Origin of the sequence: Flammeovirga aprica JL-4 (assembly GCF_012844305.1) — a bacterium.
Classification (GTDB): Bacteria; Bacteroidota; Bacteroidia; order Cytophagales; family Flammeovirgaceae; genus Flammeovirga; species Flammeovirga aprica.
On the sequence record NZ_JABANE010000057.1, the window covers coordinates 40,342 to 60,497 of the forward strand.

17 protein-coding genes are annotated in these 20,156 nt (G+C 34.9%); 10 read left to right on the forward strand and 7 right to left on the reverse strand.

Going from position 1 to position 20,156, the window contains the following annotated elements; genetic code table 11:
• The first annotated feature begins 60 nt into the window (after positions 1-60).
• From HHU12_RS19580 to HHU12_RS19595, 4 genes are all read left to right on the forward strand, one after another.
• Positions 61-297: a DUF3098 domain-containing protein gene (locus HHU12_RS19580; protein WP_169658429.1), complete on the forward strand. Its 237-nt coding sequence runs from the start codon at positions 61-63 to the stop codon at positions 295-297.
• A 23-nt stretch (positions 298-320) separates the two neighbouring features.
• Positions 321-1,112 (forward strand): undecaprenyl-diphosphate phosphatase, encoded by a 792-nt coding sequence (locus HHU12_RS19585; protein ID WP_169658430.1) that lies wholly within the window; start codon positions 321-323, stop codon positions 1,110-1,112.
• 11 nt (positions 1,113-1,123) lie between these two features.
• Positions 1,124-1,822, forward strand: coding sequence for a tRNA pseudouridine(55) synthase TruB (gene truB / locus HHU12_RS19590; protein ID WP_169658431.1), 699 nt, complete (start codon positions 1,124-1,126; stop codon positions 1,820-1,822).
• Between the two features lie 314 nt (positions 1,823-2,136).
• Positions 2,137-3,081: a bifunctional riboflavin kinase/FAD synthetase gene (locus tag HHU12_RS19595; RefSeq protein WP_169658432.1), complete on the forward strand. Its 945-nt coding sequence runs from the start codon at positions 2,137-2,139 to the stop codon at positions 3,079-3,081.
• A gap of 8 nt (positions 3,082-3,089) precedes the next feature.
• Here the strand turns inward: HHU12_RS19595 and HHU12_RS19600 are convergent, their stop codons facing one another.
• The 4 genes from HHU12_RS19600 to HHU12_RS19615 all read right to left on the reverse strand — a co-directional run bounded on the left by HHU12_RS19600 (position 3,090) and on the right by HHU12_RS19615 (position 7,355).
• Positions 3,090-4,466: an alpha/beta hydrolase family protein gene (locus HHU12_RS19600; RefSeq protein ID WP_169658433.1), complete on the reverse strand. Its 1,377-nt coding sequence runs from the start codon at positions 4,464-4,466 to the stop codon at positions 3,090-3,092.
• Between the two features lie 332 nt (positions 4,467-4,798).
• Complete coding sequence (dinB, locus tag HHU12_RS19605; protein WP_169658434.1) at positions 4,799-5,872, reverse strand: DNA polymerase IV; 1,074 nt, start codon at positions 5,870-5,872, stop codon at positions 4,799-4,801.
• On the reverse strand, positions 5,869-6,807 hold the full coding sequence (locus HHU12_RS19610) for a glycosyltransferase (protein ID WP_169658435.1): 939 nt from the start codon (positions 6,805-6,807) through the stop codon (positions 5,869-5,871). The genes dinB and HHU12_RS19610 overlap by 4 nt, the downstream gene beginning before the upstream one ends.
• Before the next feature lie 17 nt (positions 6,808-6,824).
• Complete coding sequence (locus HHU12_RS19615; RefSeq protein WP_169658436.1) at positions 6,825-7,355, reverse strand: hypothetical protein; 531 nt, start codon at positions 7,353-7,355, stop codon at positions 6,825-6,827.
• Between the two features lie 211 nt (positions 7,356-7,566).
• Here HHU12_RS19615 and HHU12_RS19620 point away from each other — a divergent pair, with 211 nt between their 5' ends.
• Entirely contained in the window at positions 7,567-7,923 is a 357-nt protein-coding gene (locus HHU12_RS19620; protein ID WP_169658437.1) for a hypothetical protein, read from the forward strand.
• Positions 7,924-8,177: 254 nt separating this feature from the next.
• On the opposite strand, the gene porZ is transcribed toward HHU12_RS19620, so the two are convergent.
• On the reverse strand, positions 8,178-10,406 hold the full coding sequence (gene porZ / locus HHU12_RS19625) for a type IX secretion system anionic LPS delivery protein PorZ (protein ID WP_169658438.1): 2,229 nt from the start codon (positions 10,404-10,406) through the stop codon (positions 8,178-8,180).
• A gap of 178 nt (positions 10,407-10,584) precedes the next feature.
• On the opposite strand from porZ, the gene HHU12_RS19630 reads away from it, so the two are divergent.
• The 3 genes from HHU12_RS19630 (at position 10,585) to HHU12_RS19640 (ending at position 14,331) form a co-directional block, all read left to right on the forward strand.
• On the forward strand, positions 10,585-12,480 hold the full coding sequence (locus HHU12_RS19630; RefSeq protein WP_169658439.1) for a glycoside hydrolase family 13 protein: 1,896 nt from the start codon (positions 10,585-10,587) through the stop codon (positions 12,478-12,480).
• A 121-nt stretch (positions 12,481-12,601) separates the two neighbouring features.
• Positions 12,602-13,225, forward strand: coding sequence for an NUDIX hydrolase (locus HHU12_RS19635; protein WP_169658440.1), 624 nt, complete (start codon positions 12,602-12,604; stop codon positions 13,223-13,225).
• 122 nt (positions 13,226-13,347) lie between these two features.
• Entirely contained in the window at positions 13,348-14,331 is a 984-nt protein-coding gene (locus HHU12_RS19640; RefSeq protein WP_169658441.1) for an SDR family NAD(P)-dependent oxidoreductase, read from the forward strand.
• Positions 14,332-14,417: 86 nt separating this feature from the next.
• Here the strand turns inward: HHU12_RS19640 and HHU12_RS19645 are convergent, their stop codons facing one another.
• Positions 14,418-15,197, reverse strand: a complete 780-nt coding sequence (locus HHU12_RS19645) for an enoyl-CoA hydratase/isomerase family protein (protein ID WP_169658442.1) — start codon at positions 15,195-15,197, stop codon at positions 14,418-14,420.
• Positions 15,198-15,459: 262 nt separating this feature from the next.
• Between HHU12_RS19645 and HHU12_RS19650 the strand changes: the two genes are divergently transcribed.
• Positions 15,460-17,130 carry a formate--tetrahydrofolate ligase gene (locus HHU12_RS19650; protein WP_169658443.1) on the forward strand — a complete coding sequence of 557 codons (1,671 nt, stop codon included), beginning with the start codon at positions 15,460-15,462 and terminating at the stop codon, positions 17,128-17,130.
• 63 nt (positions 17,131-17,193) lie between these two features.
• Here the strand turns inward: HHU12_RS19650 and HHU12_RS19655 are convergent, their stop codons facing one another.
• Complete coding sequence (locus HHU12_RS19655) at positions 17,194-18,810, reverse strand: M48 family metalloprotease (RefSeq protein WP_169658444.1); 1,617 nt, start codon at positions 18,808-18,810, stop codon at positions 17,194-17,196.
• 731 nt (positions 18,811-19,541) lie between these two features.
• On the opposite strand from HHU12_RS19655, the gene HHU12_RS19660 reads away from it, so the two are divergent.
• Positions 19,542-19,997: a hypothetical protein gene (locus HHU12_RS19660; protein WP_169658445.1), complete on the forward strand. Its 456-nt coding sequence runs from the start codon at positions 19,542-19,544 to the stop codon at positions 19,995-19,997.
• Positions 19,998-20,156: the final 159 nt, after the last annotated feature.

Sequence of the window (20,156 nt, forward strand, 5' to 3'; positions counted from 1 at the left end):
AATAATTTGACTGAACTATTAACTTTGTGGATTATACATAAAATTGAAATCACAATATTCATGAGCAATAATAAAGATCATTTAGCATTTGGAAAGAAAAATTACCAATGGATGCTTATCGGTATTCTGTTGATCGCCTTAGGATTTTTTGTAATGTCATTAGAGAGTGCTCCAATGGGATTCGGAGTTTTAGGTTTGACAGTAGGACCAATCATCGTAATGAGTGGATTTGGTCTCAATTTCTATGCTATACTTTTAAATTCTAAATCAAAAAACGATTCTGAAGAATTAGACTAAAACTATATTAATTAATATTATCAATGAATATTTTTGAAGCCATTGTTCTTGGTATTATCCAAGGTCTAACGGAGTTTCTACCAGTGAGTAGTAGCGGACATTTAGAACTTGCTAAGGTAATACTCGGGGACACTAGTGTCGCAGAAGAAAGTATGATGATGACTGTTGTACTTCATTTTGCAACGGCATTGTCTACAGTGGTTATTTTTAGGAAAGATATTTTAGAGATCTTAAAAGGATTATTCCAGTTCAAATGGAACGAACAAACACAGTTCTCTATTAAAATCGTTCTTTCTATGATTCCAGCCGCTTTTGTGGGTGTATTTTTAAACGATCAGATTGAGCAACTATTTGGAGGTGCAGTATTATTAGTAGGATGTATGTTACTAGTAACAGCAGTGCTTCTTATTTTAGCAGATAAAGCAAAAAACACTTCAAAGAGTGTAGGATACAAAGAAGCAATTATTATTGGTATTGCTCAGGCGATTGCCATCCTGCCAGGTATTTCAAGATCAGGAGCTACAATTTCTACTTCAGTGCTTTTGGGTATTGACAGAGAGAAGTCGGCCCGTTTTTCATTCTTGATGGTAGTGCCTTTGATTTTTGGTAAAATTGCGAAAGATATTTTAGATGGTGCATTTTCATCTACGTTCGAAGTGGTGCCTATGACAGTAGGTTTTGTAGCTGCTTTTGTAACAGGTATGGTAGCTTGTACGTGGATGATTTCATTAGTAAAGAAATCGAAATTGATGTATTTCTCTATCTGGTGTGCAAGTGTAGGTACTATCGCAATCATCTATTCTATTCTTAATTAAGATATAAACGTATGCAGGATTTTGATTTTGTAGCAGGAGAAACTGTATTAGTGGATAAGCCATTGGAATGGACTTCCTTTGGTGTAGTGAAAAAGTTACGCTGGGAAATGAAGGTGAAGAAAGTAGGGCATGCAGGTACTTTGGATCCTTTGGCTACAGGGCTTTTGATATTGTGTACAGGTAAAAAGACAAAAACAATAGATCAAATTCAGGGAAAAATCAAAGAATATGAAGGGGAAATGGTGATTGGAGCCACTACACCTTCTGTTGATTTGGAGACTGAAGTAGAGAACGAAGTAGATTTCAGTCATATCACTGAAAAGGACGTTCAAGATCTATTGCCTCAATTCACAGGTAAAATTATGCAAGTTCCACCTATGCACTCTGCTATCAAAGTAGACGGAGTGAGAGTATACAAACATGCTCGAAAAGGGAAGGAAGTGAAAATTGATCCTCGTGAAATTGAAATAAAAGAGTTGGAGATTACTTCCATCGACTTTCCAAAAATCCAATTTAGAATGGTTTGCTCAAAGGGAACTTACGTAAGAAGTTTTGTAAGGGACTTTGGAGAAGCTTTAGGAGTTGGAGCTTATATGTCAGGTCTTCGAAGAACAAAAATCGGAGAGTATGACGTGAAAGATGCCAAGACAGTGGAAGAGTGGATTGAAGTCATCAGAGACTGGAGAAACAGACAAGAGATAAAGGAGTAGGGCAACCTATTCCTTTATTTCTTTTGGAGCAAGTACTAAGACAAAAAGTAAACGGACTTTTTGAATGAAGAATGAAGACAAAGTGAAAGTGATCTGTACTGTGGTCCGTGTTAACGTTGCAATACAACATCTAAGCAACGGTATCCATCATAAATATCACTTTATTAACCAGAACACGAAACATTTTTCTTCATTCATCATTCTTAATTCTTCATCAAAAATTATCCCTTTTCTTTTTTCCATGTACTTATTAATTTTGATTTGGTACTTATATAATTACTTTTGTGCTTGTAATTGATAACAGTGATTTTTGAATGAAAGTACATTACGGTATAGAAAATTTCATCCCTTTAAAGAGGGCAACAGTAACAAGTGGTACTTTTGATGGTGTACACTATGGACATCAGCAGATCTTGGCACACCTTAGAGCGGTGGCAAAGGAAGATCAGTCAGAAACGGTATTAATTACTTTTTGGCCACACCCAAGGTTTACGATTCAGCCGGAGGAAGCTAAAAAATCACTGAAATTATTGACCAACCTTGATGAAAAGATTGAACGATTGCAGTTGGAAGGTATTGATCATCTGATTGTAATTGAATTCAATGCAGAGTTCTCTCAAATGACTTCTATGGATTTTGTGAGAAAAATATTGATTGAAAAAATCAATACTACAAAGTTGGTAATTGGGTATGATCATCGTTTTGGCAGAAACCGTGAAGGAGGTTTCGAATACCTGAAAACACATCAAGATCAATTTGGTTTTGAAGTGGAAGAGATCACAAAACAAGAAATAGAAAATGCCGCGGTTAGCTCAACGGCAATTCGAAAAGCACTATTGGAAGCCGGTGATGTTCAGTTGGCCGGTAAATATTTGTGTTACAATTATACTTTTGAAGGGACAGTAGTAGGTGGTAATAAAATCGGTAGAAAAATCGGTTTTCCTACAGCCAATATTCAGTTACAAGATCAATTCAAATTACTGCCAAAATCAGGGGTGTATGTAGTGAGAATTCAGGTAGGTGATGTATGGCACAATGGTATGATGAATATTGGTAGGAGACCAACAGTAACAGAAGGAATTCAGCAGACAATCGAAGTCAATATTTTTGATTTTTCATCAGATATTTACGATCAGAAAGTCAAAGTGGAATTTGTAAACCACATTCGTGATGAGATGAAATTTGATGGGGTAGAAGCATTGATCGAACAACTTAATGCAGATAAGAAAGTTGCCCTATCAATGCTATCAAAAGCTTAAATGCTCTTTTATTGTTCTGTATTAAAAACAATCCATTTCTTTATTTCATCTAATAAAAAAGGAGAAAGTGTTTGCTCAATTTGTCCGTACTCATTAGGTAATCCTGTTTCACATTTCTGAAAGAGGTGATTCAAGCCTTCTAGCTCTACAATTTTGAAATGTTTATTTCCAGCTTTCTGAAGAGCACTTTCAATTGCAGGCAAATTTTGAGAAGCCACGACTTGTACATCTTTTGAGCCATTCAAAGCCAATACAGGGCATTTCACCTTTTGGAAATAAGTGGCAGGGTCTAATCTGATAAATTCAGTAAACCAAGGGTTAGAAAGTGAGAGTGCAATATTGTGAATTTGCTTATCACTGACTTGGACGTTCAACTGATGCTTGAAGTATTCTTTCAATCGATCATACAGAGGTTGCTCCTTTCTAACAATCATATCATAAGCTTCTCCAAATATTTTCTGATCTCTGGCTACTACAGCAGGAGGAACATTACTCTTTTCATCTATGACTTTCTTTTGCAAAAGCATTAGATCTTTGCCTTTCACTCCCGGACTAGCCATTAGTATTATAAAACCTACTTGAGGTACTTTTTCATAAGTGATCGAAGCAACAATACCGCCTTCACTATGCCCTAATAAACCAATTTTCTGAGGATCTATATCTGTTCTTTTGGATAGGAAGTGAAATGCTTCTGCTACATCATCTGCAAAGTCATAAGTAGTTGAATTAGCAAACTCACCAGTAGATTTAGCAGTTCCTCTATCATCAAACCTTAATACTGCAAAACCACTTCTTGTTAGTTGGTCAGCCAATAGTAGGAAAGGTTTGTGCCCCAATATTTCATGATTTCTATCTTGTGGACCACTTCCTGTTATTAAAATTACAGCGGGGTATTTTTTATTTTCCTTAGGTCGTGTAAGTGTTCCGCTGAGCGTAACATTTCCATTTTGAAAGGTAACGTTAGTAGAGATATAAGGAAATGGAGCTTGAGGTTCCTGAGGTTTAGGTTTACCAAGGATAACCTCTAAACTTTTCTTTAAATGAAGTGGAAGAGAGGCTCCAGCTTGCTGAAATGTTCCCTCTATATTGTCATCGTCTAACACGTTGCCTACGTATTTGATACCGAGGTTAGGAAGTTCAATAGTCAGAAAAGGATTTTGGTAAGTTATACTGTGAATAGGAATGCCTTTTCCACCTTGTTCAGGTACATCCATTGTTCCAGAAAAACGGTTGTTATCATGTTTAATATGAAAAATAACAGTCAGTTTTCCAGTGGGGATTTCTAGTTCGCCTTTCCATGGACCTACAAGATTTTGAGCCATAATTGTACTATTGAAAAGAAAAAGCAACAATAAAATAGTTGCAGAAATGAAGCTTTTTTTCATGTTGTTATTTAATTGGTAATGAATATTTTATATGTGCATATCGAAAATATTCTTATTTAAAAATGATTATTTATTCACATTGAGGAAATATAGTATTGTGTACCCCTGAAAATTGGATCATTTAATTATTTAATTAAATTTTGTGAAGTAACTAAAAATGCTATATTTGTAAATATATGTAAATAATTGTAATTAAACGTGACTGACTATGGTACATCAAATTAAAAAATTGTTGACAAGTCATAGCTATTTTGGATTAGGTCTATTTTTAGGATTACTGTTAGGTTATTTTTTAGCATTTGTCGTAGTAAGCTTTTATTTAAATTAGAGTATTAAAAAAGTTTCAACTGCTCGTGTGAACTTTGTTGTTCATCATCATTACTACTAAAATTACTCACGCTGATACCTAATAATCTTACATTGAACTTCTGTGGCTCAAGTTCATCCAGAAGATGATAAGACTCTTGTAGTAGAAAATTATAGTTGATAATTCTTTTTTCAAAAGTCTTACTCTTAGTATGCGATTCAAAATTGTGAAGCTTAACTTTTACAGTTAAAGTTTTACCGTACTTATTAGCACTTGTGATTCTATTCCAGAGAATTTCAGCAATTCTATTCAAGTGCTTTTTCATTGTACCCACATCGGCTATGTCCTTTGAGAAGGTGCGTTCTGCACCAATTGATTTTCTTTCACGGGAGGGTTTTACTTTCCTATTGTCGATACCTCTCACAATATGATAGTAGAACTTTCCACTTTTACCGAAAGTATCAATAAGATGTTCTAAAGGCCATTTTTTAAGATCACTCCCTTTAAAAATCCCTAATTTCTTCATTTTCTCAGCCGTTACACTGCCTATTCCATAGAATCGGTCAATCTGCAGTTTTTCTAAAAACTCAATTGCCTCTTCTGGCAGAATTACGGCGATTCCATTCGGTTTATTGATATCTGAAGCGGTTTTAGCAAGGAACTTATTGTAGGACACACCAGCACTTGCAGTTAAATTCAGTGTATCACTAATTTTTTTTCTGATTTCCTCTGCAATCTGAATCGCAGAGCCAATCCCTTTTTTGTTCTCGGTAACATCCAAATAAGCCTCATCCAAAGACAAGGGTTCTACAAGGTCTGTGTATTCATAGAAGATTTTCCTTATTTGTTCTGATACCGCTTTATAAACATGAAACCTTGACTTAGTGAAAATAATCTGTGGGCACTTTCTGTAAGCCAAAGAAGAGGGCATGGCAGATCTGACTCCAAATTTACGAGCTTCATAACTTGCCGCCGCAACTACACCTCTTTCTCTACTTCCCCCAACAGCTACAGGCTTACCTCTAAGGTGAGGAAAGTCTCTCTGTTCAATAGAAGCAAAGAAGGCGTCCATATCAATATGAATGATTTTTCTGCTCATTTAAATTTTAAGGGTTTGGGACGGCTGCCATAATTATTAGAATACTTTGGTATCTTGAAAATCAAGTGGGGGAGTAAATTCCAATACGTTTTTATCAGAAGCTTGTTGTATTTTTTATCACTAATGGGTAAAAGTGAAAGAACAAGCCATTGAGGAAAATAAAACAAATAAGTGGAAAGAACATAAAGAATGTACTTTCTATAACCATACTTATACCATTTTAATGCATCTGAAAGGTGCATCTGACTGAAAGAGGTTTGTTCATTTTTTGAACTGCTATTTGTATAGTGTAAAACCTTGTTTTCAGTATCGATATAAAAGATTTTTCCCTTTAGCCGATGAGTAAAAAACTCAATATCTTCTCCATATAAGAAAAAGTCAGGATCAAAACCTTTCACTTCATCAAATAAGGACCTTTTCATCATAAAATACGCTCCAGAAATTGCCGTGATGTTTTTGAGTTTTCTCTCTCCCATAAGCTTATAAGCAAAAGGGCTTTGGAGCAAATAATCTTTTATGTGATCCGTTTGATGAAAGAAGTAATAAGGAAATTGAAGTTCTTCTTTTTGATCATCGATTTGTACAACACTTACAACATCTACTTTTTCACTTTCTAAGGAATTAATATGCGTTTCCAATAAATTTGAAGTGATAAAAAGGTCACTATTAATGAAAACTAAATACTTTCCTTTTGCTTGTTTAGCACCGTAATTATTTGCTCTGCCAAATCCTTCATTTTGAATCTTATGGTAAATGATTTGTGGGAATCGGGATAGAAATTCCTTCTTATCACAAGAGTCTTCAGAATTATCAATCAATAGTATTTCTGCCTGAAAAGTAACATTAGATAATGCCTCTTCAACATGTTTTAGACACTTTAAAGTGATCTCCAAAGTATCGTGATTAATGATAATTATAGATAAAAGTGGGGGCAAATTTTAATCCTTATTTGTTAATCAAAATAGCGAACATCATAGCTTTTAGATACAAATTCAATAGTTTCCAAGTCCGCCATTTTATTCACATATACAGACATCACAAAGAAGATATTGGCCATTGTATTCAATAAATCAGGCACGAGTCCATCCACTTTAACATCTTCAAATTTTGCAATTTTATAAGCCCATCTCGTAGAACTCTTACTTTTCGAACGGCAAAGGTTCAACATACCCGAAAGCTCATTGCCCAAAGGAAGGCTGAACATTTTCGTTTCTTTCTCTACCATAGCCTGATATTTATCATGAATACCGATAGCCTTGTCAATATCCTCTTCCGTAACTGCTAAATTCCCTCTAATTGATCCATTGACATGATAAGCCATTTCACAAAGCCAAATAAGTTCTTTTTTCATTTCAGGAAATTGACCTGCTTTTGAATAGGCATACCCAATATGACTTGCTAGTGAATCTGTTTCTATTTCAAAATCGCATTTAAAACTTGTTTCCTTTAGGTAAGGATAACACATTCTAACTTTTTTACTCATGATAATGAATTTAATTAAGGTGATTGATTTTGAACAAAAATACCGCCTTATTTTTACTAGAAAAATGATAGTGATTTGTTTCTTGAAATAAGTAGAAGTGTCACAGTTGTGTTGTTTGTTTTTGTTTAGTGAAAAAAATCTAATTAACTGATTTTGTGAATTAATTCTGATTCTTACTGACTTATTTTGTAAGATATTAAACTAAATAAAAATGAGAAAATTAGCATTAATTCTGATTACCTTATCCGCTCTTGCCTCTTGCTCCAATGATGTTGCACCACTAGGTGGGAACTTTGATAAACCTCTTTACACGGAAAGTAAAGATACTTTGTATGTTTTTTATTCGAATACCAACTTCGAAGCTTACATAAAATCAACAAATCAGTTTGTAAAAGGAGCATGGAATTACGAGTCTGTTTCTACTGATGGATCTCAAACGATATTGAGTGCTTCGGGTTTGAAACGTAAAGCTTGTGATGGAATAGCACTTTCCGCTTTTCCACTTACAGAAGTTTCGATTAACGCTCTTGAAGTTGCTCCTTGGGAAGAGTTTGTTACTTGTGAGTAGATGATCAATAGTAAAAAGTCCCATTTAGGTTAGATATCTAGGTGGGACTTTCTGTAGAAGCGTAGCCTTGCTACGCTCGTATGAGTGAAAAATAAACTTTGAAGTTTTTTGTGGGCTTCAATGATATACAGTTGTCAATATCTTATTTTATTAAGTTATTGCGTAGCAGGCTACGCTTCTACATAAGCATAAAGCTCTTTCCTCTACAAGTCATGCAAAGAAAAGAGCTTTCTATATATTAAGTTTTTAGAGATCTATCGTATCACTGCAAACTTTCCTACATTTTTCTCAACACCATCAAGGTCAGTAGCGAAAATAAAATAGACTCCTGTAGCAGGTTTTGTACCACTGTCCAATCTTAGATTCCAAGAAGTACTGCCTCCATAAGATTTTCCATCCCAAACAATATTTCCAGCGGTGTCAGTGATTTTTACACTAGCATTATCCACCAATCCGTTGATTGTTAAAACACCATTATAATTTGGTCTTACGGGACTTGGGAAAACTGTAATTTTATCAATGCTTTTGGAAGGTTCTGTAGCATCTGATCGGTAGGAAACAACTCCATTATCAGTGCCAATAAAGACTTCTCCTGTTTTGGGTTGAATACCAATTGTTTTTACTTCATTGGAAAGAATCGGTGAGTTTTCTTGTGTAAAATATTCAAATAATTGACCACCGTCTTTGCTGAAAAGCCATAAACCATTGCCGGTGCCAACCCATTTTCTATTACCGCCATCAATTCCATAACTCAACACTCTTTCTCCTCTTAATAGTGGAAAACCATCATAACGAGGTAGTGCTACTGAAAATTCATTGACTTCCGAAGGAGAGAAACCAAAATACTCTGCACTTCCATCTTCGGTGCCAATCCACATACTTCCGCTGTTATCCAATTGGATTGTAAATACGGTATTCGAAGGAAGCCCACCACTGGTATTGTCTGTCGTTAAAAAGCGAGTACTGCCTTCTTTGTATGTAAGCAGGCGGTTATTTTCTAAAACAAACCAAACATCATCCTGAGTAGAGTTTTGAGTGACCGTAGCAGGAGAACTTAAGCTATTATTTCTTGTGTGTATCCATTTCCCTTCAGTGTCTTTTATGTGAACATAAAACTGTGAACTTGTCCATAAGTTGCCATAAAAATCAATGGAGAGTGATTTTAAGTTGGCTTCTGTTCTTCCCTCCACTAAGAAAGGAGTTTTGATTAATTCAAAAGAGTTATCATTAAGGTTAAATGCCAAAAGGCCATCGCCATTACTGGCAAAGTAAATGATGTTCTCAAATGCATTAAAAGCTATGCCGTAAAAAGGAGCTGTGGCAGGAATTGTTGTTACTGAAGTTCTATTTTGTGAAGTATAATTGGTCCATTGCCCATTTTCAAAAATAGAGAAACTACCTACAGTGACATTAGGGTCGTCAGTAGAAGGGATCATCACAATTTTTTCGTTGGCATTAATGATTTGTCTTGCTACGGGAAATAAAGGCCCAGAAGGAGCGTACCCTTGAATCTCGTTTCCATTTGCTGAAATTGAGATCAAACCATTGGTATTATCTGCTATCCAAGCATTCCCATTTTCGTCATCCAAAAGCTGTCTAGGTGCAGGAACTTTAGGATCAGAATAGGTCGAAACCTGATCTTGTTCATCAATACGGTAAATCTCATCTTCTCCCACAAGTGTGATGTCATCTCCCCAAAAGTCAAGAAGGTAGACTGTTGTGGTGTAATTGAACACGGTGGAAGAAGCATCATTTGTATATTTTTTTAAAGCATTATCTTGATCATTGGTATAATAAAGTGAATTGCCAGCCCATAATATTGATCTTGTAGAGAAAGTTGAGGAAGGTACAATCAAGTGCCAGTTATTAAAATCTTGTTTATTGACATTGGGATCTGAAGAGGCACTTTTAATGCCTTCATTGGAAGCAATATAAAGAGAGTCGTCACTGATAGTAATATCAAAAACAGCATTTTCACTACCGTTTTGACCAATAAAATCATATGTTTCTTCAATCGTAAAATTATCTGTATTGATTTTAGCTACACCAAAACTTGCACAAACATATAAATATCGTCCATCTACTCTCAGACCATAAAATGCCTTATTCGGGTAAGAGGTGTTGAGTAGGGTTCTCATATTTACAATTTCATCATCGGTTATGAAATCCAAGTTACCATTGGCATAAAGTACTATCAATTGATCTGAGGAAGTGGCATAACCTAGTGCTAGAATATTAGTGTCACTTAATCCGTCATCTTTCGTAAGTGTTGTGATAATGCTGTTGTTTCTACCATAAGAAAACAGTGCATTATTGGAAGCACAGTAAACTTCATTGTCAGTGATGGCTACAGAATGAGCATTACTGAAGTTGAGGTGAGAACGCCATGTTTTCGTTGGAATGTTCTGTGCTCCAGCAAAATTGAAAGAAAAGATAAATAAAATTAGTACATTAAATAATGTAACTTGAAAAAATGATCTCATGAAGAATATTGATGTTTAGAATTAGCAAGATAATAATCTGTTAACACTAAACTTTGAAAAATCCCGAAAATTTAAAAAAAACTAATTTACGCAAACGGTTGAAATTTTTTTCAGCTTTTGAATGACCATAAATCAAATTATGTTTGTGTTAAATGAAAAATAGCAGAATATCGTAAGTATGAAAATTGTAAAAGCTGGCGTAGTAGCCATTTTAATTTCTTTATTAGGAATGAGTTGTACTCCGAATGGGGAGGAAGGCTCAAAAGCATTAGTCAAGCAAGCTAGTGTTCCGAATATGAAACCAGCAAACGAAGTGAAGTTAGAAACAGTGGAACCTGCATACTGGTGGGCAGGAATGAAAAATGAAACTGTTTTGTTAATGATTCATGGTAAAAATATTGCCACTTCAGAAGTTCAGATTAAAGAGGACGGAATCGGGATTGAAAGTGTAGACACACAAGACAACCCTAACTACTTATTTTTGAACTTGAATATTGCCAATGCAAAGGCAGGAAAGTACCCTATTACTTTTAAAGCAGGTGCTAAAGAATTGACGTATGAGTTTGAGTTGAAGCCAAGAAACAAAGGGACAAAAGCACAAGGTCTTACTTCTAAAGATGTGATGTACTTGATTATGCCGGACCGTTTCGCTAACGGAAACCCTGACAATGATTCACAAGCTGATTTGACTCAGAAAGCCAATCGTAAAGACAGAGATGGTAGACACGGTGGTGATATCGCTGGTGTGACTTCAAAGTTAGATTATTTAAATGACCTTGGTGTAACTACGGTTTGGTTGACGCCTTTCTTAGAAAACAATCAACCGGATTGGTCTTACCACGGATACGCAATCACTGATTTTTATAAAGCTGATGGCCGTCATGGTACTAATGCTGAGTATAAAAACATGGTGGATGAGGCACACAAAAGAGACATGAAAGTAGTGATGGACCTTGTGTTCAACCACATTGGTAATGGTCATGACTGGATGAAAGATCTTCCAGCAAAAGACTGGATTCATGAGTGGAAAGAATTCACAAAGACCAACTACAAAGGTGAGGCTTTATCTGATCCAAATGCTTCTGATTTTGATAAGAAAATCATGACTGACGGATGGTTTGATGGTCACATGCCTGACTTGAATCAAGGTAATCCTTATTTAGCGAAATACTTAATGCAAGCTTCTGTTTGGTGGATTGAGTATGCAGGTATTGATGGTATTCGTATGGATACGTACCCTTATAACAAAAAAGAAATGATGTCAGAGTGGGTGTCTTATGTATTGAGCGAATACCCTGATTTCTATATTGTAGGTGAAACTTGGTTGCCTGGTGCTACTTGGGAGTCGTACTGGAAAGCAGGTGGAAACAACCGTGATGGTTTTGTTTCAACGTTAAAATCTGTTTCTGACTTCCCTGTTTGGGACGCTTTAAATAGAACATGGAGAAACAACTGGAGTATCACTGAAGTATACAAGACTTTAACAGAGGACTTCTTATATGATGATGCTAACCAAAACAAAATCTTCCTGGATAACCATGATGTAGATAGAGCTTTTGGTGTATTCAATAAGAATATTCCTAATATGAAATTGGCAACCTCTTTCTTGTTGACAACAAGAGGTATTCCCCAAATCTTCTATGGTACTGAAATCCTAATGGGTAAAGGTGGTCACCATGGTGATTTAAGAGAAGATTTCCCTGGTGGATGGGCAGGCGACAAGCGTGATGCTTTCACTGAAGCTGGCCGTACAAAGAAAGAAAATGATTACTTCAACTACATGCGTTCTATCCTTCAATGGAGAAGAACATCTAAAGCAATTGCTGAAGGTAAATTAAAGCATTGGGTGCCTTTCAATGAAGTATATGCTTATGCAAGATATACTGATAGCGAAACTGTATTCGTGATTTTGAATAACAACAAAGACGAGCAGACGTTCAATACTGAGCGTTTCTCTGAGGTGTTAAAAGGTGATGCTAAAGGTAAAGATATTCTTACTGGCAAGTCTGTGACCATTGGAAGTGAATTTACAATTCCAGGAAAAACAGCAATGATTATTGATTTGAGTAAGTAATAATTTATTCAGTTCAAAAGAATATAGAGCTAGGGAGAGGTCCTTAGCTCTATTTTTTTATAAATAAAATTGTAAATTAAGTGTATACAATTTTTTAATAACAAATAGACAATACGATTTGATGAGCGATTGGCAAGATAAATTAAGACAGAAACTATCAGAACCTAAACCTGGCCGTGATGCACATGATAAGATGTCATCATTGAAAAGACAGGATGAAACCCCATTTGAAATTCCTGCTACAGCTAGAAAAGCGGCAGTTTTGATCTTACTGAAAGAAGAAGAAGATTCTTTGGTTTTTCCATTAATTCAACGCCCTTCTTATGATGGTGTGCATAGTGGACAAATGGCTTTTCCCGGAGGGAAGTATGATGATACAGACGAAGATCTTATAGAAACGGCCTTGAGAGAGTGTTATGAGGAGATAGGAGTAAGTGTAGAAAGAAATAAAGTTTTAGGTACGTTGTCTGATATTTATATTCCTCCATCTAATATGCATGTTGTGCCAGTAGTGGCAAATTACAGTGATGTTTTTCAATACAATATTGATGAGTATGAAGTAGATAAAGTTGTTGAAGCTTCTATCAGTCAATTACAGGATATCAATAATCACAAAGAACATATTGTAGATTTAGACAATGGTGTGAAATTCAAAACACCTGCCTTTGATGTATACGGACATACAGTGTGGGGTGCTACAGCAATGATGTTGAGTGAATTATTGATGATTATTGAGAAGATATAATCTTATTTCGCTCAAAAATCCCTTGACCTTATTTACCATTTTATTGGCCTAATATTCCAATTTAATCCCTGAGTAATAGCCGTACTTTGTACTATCGAAAATCAATAATCGCTATTACTATTATGAAAAATAAATCGAAACAAAACACAAGAGTTTTAATTACAGGGGCAAATGGTGGAATGGGTCTTGAGACTACTAAAATCCTTTTTGAAAAAGGGTATGGTAGTATCATAATGGCTTGCAGAACAGAAGATAAAGCAAAAGTTGCCAAGAATAAAATATTACAGGAGGCGGAAAGTAACAACGGAGGAGATAAGTTGGAAACGTATGGAGGGTTTGATATGAATGCTCCTGAAGCTATTGAAAAAGCAGTAAACGTTCTTCCAGTACATCAAAAAATCGATGTTGTTTTTTTACAATCCGGTGGTGTGATCTTCGGCAATAATTTCGAATACATCAACTTTAACAATAAGAAAATAGAAAAGACGATATTCCAGAATGTGATTGGTGGTTATATCGTACTTCAGAACTTAAAAAGAAGAAATCTATTATCAGAGAATTATAGAGTCATTTATGCAGGTGGTGAAGGAGCAAGAGGAATTCCCGGTATGATGGATAAACCAACCTTCAATTCACCTAAAATATTACGTGATTATATTGAAGGAAACCTCAAAGGACAAAAATACCATGATATGAATGCCATGGGAACTTCTAAGCTTATGAGTGCTTTATTAGTGGCGAAATTAGCTCAAAACGCACAGCAAGGTGAAGAGTTTATTTGGTTTACACCGGGCTTGACTTATGGTACAAATGGATTGGCTACAAAACCGGCTTTAGAGAGATGGTTTTTAGAGAACATCGGTTTCACTATTATGAAATGGGTGGGAATGGCTCAAAGCCCAGTTCAAGCGGCTCAAAAATATGTTAGTGCAATTGATGGAATAAGAGGAGAAAATGGTGATATTTTAGGCTCTCCTGAAAAGAAAACATTGGGTCCTACAGTGGATCAAAAACCAATGAACACAGCCTTTACAGATCAAGGTCTGATCAATGAATTTTATGCTATAGTAAAGGAAGTTTATCCCGAAAAAGAAATAGTACAATAAAAGTAATTTGAGGTAAGAGGTAAGAGGTAAGAGGTATGGAGAACATATCTTCACTCTTAATTCTTACCTCTTACCTCATCAAAATTTTACCATTCAATTTTTTCTTTATTCAAAAAAGCGGCAATACCTTTTTTACAATCCTCGTTGCTTCTTGCTTTAGCATTAGAAACCACTGCGAGATTCATTGCTTCTTCTAATGGTAAATGCCAAGTAGATGCAATCAGGTGTTTGGTATCTGCTTTCGCTTGTAAGGACGTTTCGGTGATGAGCTTTTGTGCAAAATCAAATACTTCTTCTTCCAGTTGTTCTGCAGAAGTAATTCCATTAATTAATCCATAGTCCAATGCTTTTTGAGCGGAGATAACCTGTCCTGAAAGGAGTAATTGTTTTGCTCTTCCTTCCCCAATTTTTCTGACTAAGAAAATGCTTACAATGGCAGGGATAAAACCAATTTTCACTTCTGAATAGCTGAATTTTGCTCCACTTTCCGCAAACGCAAAATCACAAACCGTAGCCAATCCACAGCCGCCTGCAATAGCGGCCCCTTGAATACTTGCAATAATGATCTTAGGGTAATAGTAGATCTTGAGAAACAATTCTTTCAAGTGATTAGAATCCTCTAAGTTCTCCTCATAAGAAAAATTTTGAAGATCTTGGATGTAAGCCAAATCAGCACCTGCACAGAAAGCCTTGCCTTCCCCTTTGAGGATTACAGCCTTTACAGTGTGATCATTTTCAATGATATCTAGCGTTTCTTTGAGTTCAGAAACAAGCTGATGATTGAGTGCATTGCGTTTCTCTGGTCGGTTCAATGAGATGTAAGCTATTTGTTGAGTTTTCTTGTAGTTAATTAATTCCAATGTCATTCTATGTGTTTTTTGTTAGATGGTGATTTATAACACCTTAATTTACTATTAATATGTCTTATTTTGGCATATCAATCAATAGAAATTATGATGTTGTGTTATTTAATTTGCTGATAATGTAATATTTATACTTATAAAGTAAAATAAAAAAGTTATTGAGCAGTTGTTTTTTATTGCTGATAACAATTTTATAATAACGTACACATTGTAATTTAAGAACCATATTAAGCATTATAAACATATTATTATTTCCTGACGAGCTATGAAAACCGATATAGAAATCGCTAGAGAAACCGTCTTAAAACGTATTTATGAGGTAGGGAAAAGTATTGGAATTCCTGAAGAGGACCTGATTCCATACGGTCATTATATGGCTAAAGTGCCTTATGAATTGTTGCAGAAGAAAAGAGACAACAAGAAAAAACTTATTCTTGTAACAGCGATCACTCCTACAAGGGCTGGAATTGGTAAAACCACTACTTCTGTAGGTCTGGCATTAGGTTTACAACAGTTAGGACACAATGCTATTCCTGCATTGAGAGAGCCTTCATTGGGTGTTTGTTTTGGTATGAAAGGTGGTGCTGCCGGTGGTGGTCACGCTCAAGTATTACCAATGGAAGACATCAACCTTCATTTTACAGGTGACTTCCATGCGATCACTTCTGCTAATAATATGATTTCTGCTTTGGTGGATAATCATCAGCATTTTGAAAGAGCTTCTGGTAAGCAACTTAAATCCATTAACTGGAGAAGAGTGCTGGATGTAAACGACAGAACACTTAGACAAATCGTTACAGGTTTGGGTGGTATCGGAAACGGAGATGTTGCCGAGGCAGGGTTTGATATTACACCTGCATCTGAATTGATGGCTATTTTATGTTTAGCTGAAAATAGAGAAGACCTTCAAGAAAGAATTGGTAATATCTATTTAGGGTACGATCATAATAATGATCCTGTTTATGTTAGAGATTTAGGGGTTGAAGGTGCTATGGCGGTATTGATGAAAGATGCCATTCACCCTAACTTGGTACAAACTACTGAAAATACTCCAGCCTTCATTCACGGTGGACCATTTGCCAACATTGCACACGGATGTAACTCTGTATTGGCCACAAAAATGGCAATGAACTATGCGGATTACACTATTACTGAAGCAGGTTTTGGTGCTGATTTGGGTGCTGAGAAATTCTTCAATATTAAATGTAGAAAAGCAGGTTTAAATCCAGATCTTACTGTAATCGTAGCAACTTCTCAAGCATTAAAACTTCATGGTGGTGTTGCTTTAGATGACATCAAATTACCGAATATTGAAGGCTTGAAGCTCGGTATGAAAAACCTTGAAAGACATATTGAGAATATGCAAGGTTTTGGACAAACAGTAATGGTCACTTTCAATCAGTATGCTTTTGATACAACAGAGGAAATGAACTTTGTATCAAAATGGTGTAAAGAAAAAGGTGTAGAGTTTGCAGTAAACGATAGCTTTATGAAAGGTGGTAAAGGTGCTACTGAGTTAGCTCAAAAAGTAGTAGATGTGATTGAAAATAATCCTTCTGGACCTTTACAGTTTACATATGATTTGGAGGATTCTATCTATGAAAAACTAGATAAAATCGCAAAGAAAATATATAGAGCAGATGGAATCAAAATGGATTCTAAAGCTTTGAAGAAGTTGAAAAGAATAGAAAAATATGGAATGTCTGAATTGCCGGTTTGTGTGGCTAAAACGCAAAGCTCATTTACAGACAATGCCAAAATCTTAGGAGCACCAACAGGTGGTTTTGTTATTCATTTCGAAGACTTATTAATTAATAATGGAGCAGGCTTCATTGTCGCAAGAGCAGGCAGTATCATGAGAATGCCAGGTTTGCCGAAAGAGCCTCAAGCGAACAAAATTATGTTTAAAGATGGTCAGATCGAAGGTCTTTCATAATTTAAAACCTTATTAATTAAATCCCCTTCAATTTAGTGAAATGCTAAACTGAAGGGGATTTTTTTATTCTGTTATAGCCCAAGCAAACCAATTGACTACTCTATTATCTTCTAATAAAAAACCAATATTACCATGGTCATAAACGATGATAGAAAGTGGTTTTTTATTCCATCGGAAAGAAGGATAACCATAATAGTTTGAAGTTGTAATTTTTTGATAGTCATCATTAAAATGAATACCTTTAAAAGTCGAGGCTTCATTATTATCCAATGCAATAATCATTTTCACCTCAATATCTTTACCTGCATAGATGTAATTCAATGATGTACCGTCATCTCGAAAAAAAACAGAGGCCCAATTCCCTAAATTGATTTCTTTATAAGTAGCACCTTCATGGATATCTTGAGGTAACTTTCCGTCAATCACTTCCTTATTTCGTTCTAAAGCAATCTTATGGTTCACTTCTTGGTCTTCATTGTTGAAATACGTGATGACCCAATTTCTGAAATCATCAAAATAAGATGCATCCTTTCCCGATTCAGCTTTTAATACAGAGTGATTGAATTGATTGATATCAGAATCAGAAGTGACATGATCAAACGCTTTTTGAGCATTAGTATAATCCTCATTCAGAGCTTTGCTGATTCCCTTTATTAAATAAGCATTTTCAGATAATGACTTTCCTTCCCTTTCCAAAAACAATTGCAGTTCATTGATAGTACCAGAGGATGCGTCTTGATTCCCCCTAATAGAATATGCACAAGCGAGATTGATATAAGCTGTTTCATAATAGGGGTCGATATGTATTGCTTCCTTAAAGAGTTGAATGGCTTCATCAATCAGCGTAAAACTATGATCTCTTTTACTCAATTTTGAGATTTCTTTCATCCGTTTCACTCTTACTTCAAATTCAAAAGGGTAGATATAAGGATATGCTTCTTGATTGTTGTTGGAATTAAGGTAGAGGCTCAAATTGCAGACACCAATATTATTATGAACAATTTTACTGGGATAATGATTTTGGATAAACTCCATACAATCTTTTGCTTCTTGAAAACGATGAATGGCATAAAGGTTTTGACCCACTCTATAGATATTAATAAAATCAGAAATCTCATTGATAGCACTTTTTACTATGCTTTGTCTATCTTGCAAATCAGGGTAGCCAGCAAGCTTGTCTGATTTACCATAAGCATCATAGACCTTATTAAGAATAAGCGGAAAAACCCTCGGTGTATCATAACCGGCGACGGCTCCAAAAAACAAACTGAACTTATCGGCAACATCCTCTAATGTTTTTTGGTCATGCTTAGCAAACTCAGTATTAAAACCAAAGTGATCACTATGATCTTCGTAATAATGTCCCAATTCGTGTCCAATAATACAAGCCAATGCATTCAAAGAATCTTTACCCATGCCAACACAGACATCATACACTTTCTCATCCAAGTAAATGAAATGCTCGTTTTCTCCTGCAAAATACATGGCTATGTTTTTCTTGTCTTTAGAAATTCTAAAAGAAGGAACCGTTCTATTGTCGCCTTTAGCCATTGCAATTTGGTTCAATACCTTTTCTGCAACCACGTGTTTATAGTGATCAGAAGGTAAATATTGGGCAAATCCAATGTAAGGTTGTAGATAAAAGGCAATAAAAAGAAGGGGGAAAATAAGAAATTTCATTTTAGTTCTACTTATTTCGTTTGGTGTAAGTATAAGTTACATAATTGCTAAAAGTTAAAATAATAAAATGCACAATCTCTTTATCGCATTGTACTAAGAAAAGATACTCTTGAAATGTGAAAATGTATTAAAATAAGCTGAGTACTAATTCATTTACAAGTGGTTACAATGTTATGTGTAGATTTTACAAGTGCAATAAAAAAGCTGTTTAATTATAGTATAATGTACAATTAAAACTTAATTGTGATTAAGTGAATATTTAATGTTGTGATTTTTATAAAGATATGAAGAATGTTGATTGTAAAATTTTTAATGAAAATACTTTTATGTTAAAAAAATCATAAATAAAAAACTGTGTTTTCGCAGTTATTTTTATGGTGTAAAAGACTGTATATCCTTGTTTTAACACATGTTAATCTTTAAATACAACCTTTACCTTTGTAATAACGTAAAACATAACTGTAAAGAATAAAGATTTGAAGTTTTAGAAGAATAGCACTTCAAGTTGAAGTTATTTCAATATTTCATTATTCTTATCAATACTTATCAAAAGTTATTTAAATTAGGATAAGTAATTCAAAAAGAGACAAATAAAGATTTTAAAAATATAAGTAATAATTCATTTCATTTCATACTAAGTTGGAGAGGTTATCATGATAATGGTAACCTCTTTTTGTTTACCTTATTTTTCGATATTTTTGAATTGAGCATTATTCTTCAAACTTCTGACTATGGAATATCAAGAGAAACATATTACATACAAGGGGCAACCCGTTTTTATTAAACTTTCTATGCCTAGCTTTGATCGTACGTTAAAACAGTACGTAGAAAATGAAGCTTGTTTTATGTTTGTCAACAAAGGAGAAGTTGCTGTTAGAACTCCTGATGATTACTTTAAGGTGAATCGTCAACAGGGAATGTTGGCAAAGTGTTTAAATTACTTCTTTGAGCCAGTAAAAGATTCAAAGCATTGTGATGACGGCATTGAATCTGTTGGTATCTTTTTATACCCTTCTATTGTCAAAGATCTGTTTGAGTTTGATTTTACACAATCAACACATAAAGTAGATTATAATGTAAAGCAGATTCAGATTGATAAACTATTAGAGAATTACAGAGAAAGTATCAATCTGCTTTTAGAAAACCCATCACTAGCAGATGAAAGCTTAATTAGGGAACCCTGGTAAATACTTAATCTACTAACAATGAGTTATTTACTTGTTATAAAATGTAAAAAAGACCCCGAAAAATGTCGAATTAGGCTTTTTTCGGGGTTTTAACTTGCATAAATTTGAGTTCCAACAAAAAATCTATTACAAGTCTGACTCAAATATAACATGCAATTC

What these genes read in the sequence shown, in the direction of transcription:
- HHU12_RS19580 (WP_169658429.1), top strand. Translation starts at nt 61, where the DNA reads ATGAGCAATAATAAAGATCATTTAGCATTTGGAAAGAAAAATTACCAA.
- HHU12_RS19585 (WP_169658430.1), top strand. Translation starts at nt 321, where the DNA reads ATGAATATTTTTGAAGCCATTGTTCTTGGTATTATCCAAGGTCTAACG.
- truB (WP_169658431.1), top strand. Translation starts at nt 1,124, where the DNA reads ATGCAGGATTTTGATTTTGTAGCAGGAGAAACTGTATTAGTGGATAAG.
- HHU12_RS19595 (WP_169658432.1), top strand. Translation starts at nt 2,137, where the DNA reads ATGAAAGTACATTACGGTATAGAAAATTTCATCCCTTTAAAGAGGGCA.
- HHU12_RS19600 (WP_169658433.1), bottom strand. Translation starts at nt 4,466, where the DNA reads ATGAAAAAAAGCTTCATTTCTGCAACTATTTTATTGTTGCTTTTTCTT.
- dinB (WP_169658434.1), bottom strand. Translation starts at nt 5,872, where the DNA reads ATGAGCAGAAAAATCATTCATATTGATATGGACGCCTTCTTTGCTTCT.
- HHU12_RS19615 (WP_169658436.1), bottom strand. Translation starts at nt 7,355, where the DNA reads ATGAGTAAAAAAGTTAGAATGTGTTATCCTTACCTAAAGGAAACAAGT.
- HHU12_RS19620 (WP_169658437.1), top strand. Translation starts at nt 7,567, where the DNA reads ATGAGAAAATTAGCATTAATTCTGATTACCTTATCCGCTCTTGCCTCT.
- porZ (WP_169658438.1), bottom strand. Translation starts at nt 10,406, where the DNA reads ATGAGATCATTTTTTCAAGTTACATTATTTAATGTACTAATTTTATTT.
- HHU12_RS19630 (WP_169658439.1), top strand. Translation starts at nt 10,585, where the DNA reads ATGAAAATTGTAAAAGCTGGCGTAGTAGCCATTTTAATTTCTTTATTA.
- HHU12_RS19635 (WP_169658440.1), top strand. Translation starts at nt 12,602, where the DNA reads ATGAGCGATTGGCAAGATAAATTAAGACAGAAACTATCAGAACCTAAA.
- HHU12_RS19640 (WP_169658441.1), top strand. Translation starts at nt 13,348, where the DNA reads ATGAAAAATAAATCGAAACAAAACACAAGAGTTTTAATTACAGGGGCA.
- HHU12_RS19645 (WP_169658442.1), bottom strand. Translation starts at nt 15,197, where the DNA reads ATGACATTGGAATTAATTAACTACAAGAAAACTCAACAAATAGCTTAC.
- HHU12_RS19650 (WP_169658443.1), top strand. Translation starts at nt 15,460, where the DNA reads ATGAAAACCGATATAGAAATCGCTAGAGAAACCGTCTTAAAACGTATT.
- HHU12_RS19655 (WP_169658444.1), bottom strand. Translation starts at nt 18,810, where the DNA reads ATGAAATTTCTTATTTTCCCCCTTCTTTTTATTGCCTTTTATCTACAA.
- HHU12_RS19660 (WP_169658445.1), top strand. Translation starts at nt 19,542, where the DNA reads ATGGAATATCAAGAGAAACATATTACATACAAGGGGCAACCCGTTTTT.